The sequence below is a fragment of the Mesorhizobium sp. M7A.F.Ca.AU.002.02.1.1 genome (assembly GCF_003998535.1).
Classification (GTDB): domain Bacteria; phylum Pseudomonadota; class Alphaproteobacteria; order Rhizobiales; family Rhizobiaceae; genus Mesorhizobium; species Mesorhizobium ciceri.
On record NZ_RZPB01000583.1, the window covers coordinates 1 to 3,778 of the forward strand.

A 3,778-nucleotide genomic window follows, 5' to 3' on the forward strand; every position below is an offset into this window, starting at 1 on the left:
AACGAGTATCGCGTCGACGTGTCGTCGCCGCGTCTCGGCATCGAGAAGGTCGTCGATCTCTATGTCGCGCCGGTACCGGAATTTCCGGGCTCGGTGGTGGTTATGTTCCAGGAACGGTCGATGGCCGACAAGATCGACCGGCAGATGACGCATCGGGGCGCAGCGCGCTCGGTCACCGGCCTGGCCGCGATGCTTGCCCATGAGATCAAGAACCCGCTCTCCGGCATCCGCGGCGCTGCCCAGTTGCTGGAACTGTCGGCTTCCGACGAAGACCGTGCGCTGACGCGGCTGATCACCGACGAGACCGACCGCATCGTGTCGCTGGTCGATCGCATGGAGGTGTTTTCCGACGAGCGGCCGATCGACCGCTACCCCGTCAACATCCATGTCGTGCTCGACCATGTGAAGGCCATTGCCAAGAACGGTTTTGCCAAGAGAATCAAGATATTGGAGGACTATGATCCTTCGTTGCCTCCGGTGTTTGCCAACCGCGACCAGTTGATCCAGGTGTTCCTCAACCTGGTCAAGAACGCCGCCGAGGCGATCGGCAGTGACCCGCAGGGCGAGATCGTGCTGTCGACCGCCTTCCGGCCAGGCATCCGTGTTTCAGTGCCGGGCACGCAGGACCGCGTGTCGCTGCCGCTGGAGTTCTGTGTGCGCGACAATGGCTCCGGCGTCTCGGAAGACATCTTGCCGATCCTGTTCGACCCGTTCATCACCACCAAGCCGAACGGCTCGGGGCTGGGGCTGGCGCTGGTCGCCAAAATCGTCGGCGAACATGGCGGCATCATCGAATGCGAATCGACGCCGCGCGGGACCACATTCCGCATCCTGATGCCGGCCTGGAAAGAAGCGCCATACGGCGCCGATGAAGACGGTGAAGGAGACCGCAAATGACCGTTCGCGGCAATATTCTCGTCGCCGACGACGATGCGGCGATCCGCACTGTCCTCAACCAGGCGCTTTCGCGCGTCGGCCACGAGGTGCGCGTCACCTCCAATGCTTCGACTTTGTGGCGCTGGGTGGCGGCGGGCGAGGGCGATCTGGTCATCACCGATGTGGTGATGCCGGACGAGAACGCCTTCGACATGCTGCCGCGCATCAAGAAGGCGAGGCCGGAACTGCCGGTCATCGTCATGAGCGCCCAGAACACCTTCATGACGGCGATCCGCGCGTCTGAAACCGGCGCCTATGAGTATCTGCCCAAGCCGTTCGACCTGACCGAACTGCTCAACATCGTCAACCGGGCGCTTTCCGAGCCGCGACGGCCGAAGATCGATGCGCGGCCGGAAGAGCAGCCCGATGCAATGCCGCTGGTCGGCCGTTCGGCCGCCATGCAGGACATCTACCGCATGCTGGCGCGCATGATGCAGACCGACCTGACGGTGATGATCTCGGGCGAATCCGGCACCGGCAAGGAACTGGTGGCGCGCGCGCTGCATGAATATGGCCGCCGCCGTGGCGGCCCGTTCGTCGCCATCAACATGGCGGCGATCCCGCGCGACCTGATCGAATCGGAACTGTTCGGTCACGAGAAGGGCGCCTTCACCGGCGCGCAGAATCGCTCGACCGGACGCTTCGAGCAGGCTGAAGGCGGCACGCTGTTCCTCGATGAAATCGGCGACATGCCGATGGAGGCGCAGACCCGCCTGCTGCGCGTGCTCCAGCAGGGCGAATACACGACGGTTGGCGGACGCACGCCGATCAAGACCGACGTGCGCATCGTCGCCGCCACCAACAAGGATCTGCGCACCCTGATCAACCAGGGGCTTTTTCGCGAGGATCTGTTCTATCGCCTCAACGTGGTGCCGCTCCGGCTGCCCGCGCTGCGTGAGCGCTCCGAGGATGTGCCCGACCTTGTCCGCCACTTCTTCAAGCTCGGCGAAATGGAAGGCCTGCAGACCAAGCGCATTTCTTCCGGCGGCATCGAGTTGATGAAGCGCTATCCGTGGCCGGGCAATGTGCGCGAACTGGAAAACCTGGTTCGCAGGCTCGCCGCGCTCTATTCGCAGGACGAGATTTCCGCCGAGATCATCGAGGCCGAGCTCAAGACCGGCGAACGTCCCGTGGTGCCGGGTGGCGGCAATCTCATTCCCGACGATTTGTCGATCGGCCAGGCGGTCGAGCACTTCCTGCAACGCTATTTCGCCTCGTTTGCCGGCGATTTGCCACCTGCCGGGCTTTATCAACGCATCCTGTCCGAGGTCGAGTTTCCACTCGTCCTGGCCTCGATGACGGCAACCCGCGGCAACCAGATCAAGGCCGCGGAACTGCTTGGCTTGAACCGCAACACGCTGCGCAAGAAGATCCGCGAACTTGGCGTCAACGTCTACAAATCGTCGCGCCAGGGCTGAGCCTTTGATCTGAACCCGCGCTCTTTTCAGGGGATCGGCTCGCGAAAGATTTCCGTCTCGGTCACACTTGTTGCATAATCGCCACAATGCGTTGCATACATCCGACGCAATCATGGCACTAGACGGCGACATGGCCCCGCAGGCACCGACAACAAACCAACCGCTTTTCAGCGAACCCGGCGCTCGTGACGGGCGCCGGCTGCTTGCGCTGCCAGGCGTGATCGCGGTCGTCGGCGCGCTGATGACGGCGGCGATCTCGTTCACCATCCTCGTTGGCGCCACGCCGATCACACCGAACGAGTCGACGACGCTGGCGTTGATTGCCCTCAACGCGGCTTTCGTCCTGATTCTTATCGCGCTGGTCGGGCGTGAGGTGCACCGCATCCTGATGGCGCGCCGGCATGGCAAGGCCGCTTCGCGGCTGCATGTGCGCATTGTCGCCATGTTCGCCCTGGTTGCCGCCATTCCGGCCATCATGGTGGCCATCATCGCGTCGATCACGCTCGACATCGGCCTCGACCGCTGGTTCGAGATCCGCACCAAGACGATCGTCAATTCGTCGCTGTCGATCGCCGACGCCTATGTTCAGGAAAATGCCCGCAACCTGCAGGGTACGACACTGTCCATGGCCTATGATCTCGATGCGTCACGCACACTCTACGGCCTTGATCGTACCGGCTTTCTCGACCTGATGAACAAGGAAGCCGTGGGCCGTTCGCTGGCTCATGCGGCGCTGATCAAACCTGACGGCTCTTTCGTCATGAGCGCCAAGACCGACACGGATTTTGCCATGCCTGAGCCGCCGGAAGGCGCCGTGGCCAGCGCTGCCGACGGCAAGCCGGTGCTGATCGAGCCGAAAACGCGCAACATCATGGGCGCCATCGTCAAGCTGCGCGAGATCGAAGGGCTCTATCTCTATACCATTCGCCTCGTCGATCCGGAGGTCATCAAGGCGCGGCAGATCGTCAGGTCCAACACCGACGAATATCGGGGGCTGGAAGACAACCGCCGCACCTCGCAGGTGGCCTTCGCGCTGCCCTATCTTTCGCTCACCCTCATCATCATCCTGTCCGCGATCTGGACCGGCATTGCGGTCGCCGACCGTCTGGTGCGGCCCATTCGCCAGCTCATCGGCGCCGCCGACGAAGTGGCGACCGGCAATCTCGACGTCGCGGTTCCGGTCAGGCCCTCGGACGGCGATGTCGCCTCGCTCGGCGATACGTTCAACAAAATGCTTCTCGAACTGAAATCGCAGCGCAACGAGATCCTGTCGGCCAAGGACCTGATCGACGAGAGGCGACGCTTCTCCGAAGCCGTGCTTGCCGGCGTTACCGCCGGCGTCATCGGCGTCGATCCCTACGGCATCGTCACCATCGTCAACCGCTCGGCCGAAGCGATGCTGGCCATATCCGCCAGCGCAGCCC

At 63.0% G+C, this 3,778-nt stretch carries 3 protein-coding genes; all 3 read left to right on the forward strand.

Features of this window, described 5'->3' with window-relative positions; genetic code table 11:
- On the forward strand, positions 1–897 hold an 897-nt coding region (locus EN879_RS27205), incomplete at its 5' end, for a nitrogen regulation protein NR(II) (RefSeq protein ID WP_164774602.1).
- Positions 894–2,354, forward strand: a complete 1,461-nt coding sequence (ntrC, locus tag EN879_RS27210) for a nitrogen regulation protein NR(I) (RefSeq protein ID WP_024505195.1) — start codon at positions 894–896, stop codon at positions 2,352–2,354. The genes EN879_RS27205 and ntrC, both read left to right, overlap by 4 nt.
- A gap of 130 nt (positions 2,355–2,484) precedes the next feature.
- The coding region (locus tag EN879_RS27215) for a HAMP domain-containing protein (RefSeq protein ID WP_164774603.1) at positions 2,485–3,778 on the forward strand (1,294 nt) is incomplete at its 3' end.

Coding starts and splice junctions, on each gene's coding strand:
- ntrC (WP_024505195.1), top strand. CDS start 894: ATGACCGTTCGCGGCAATATTCTCGTCGCCGACGACGATGCGGCGATC.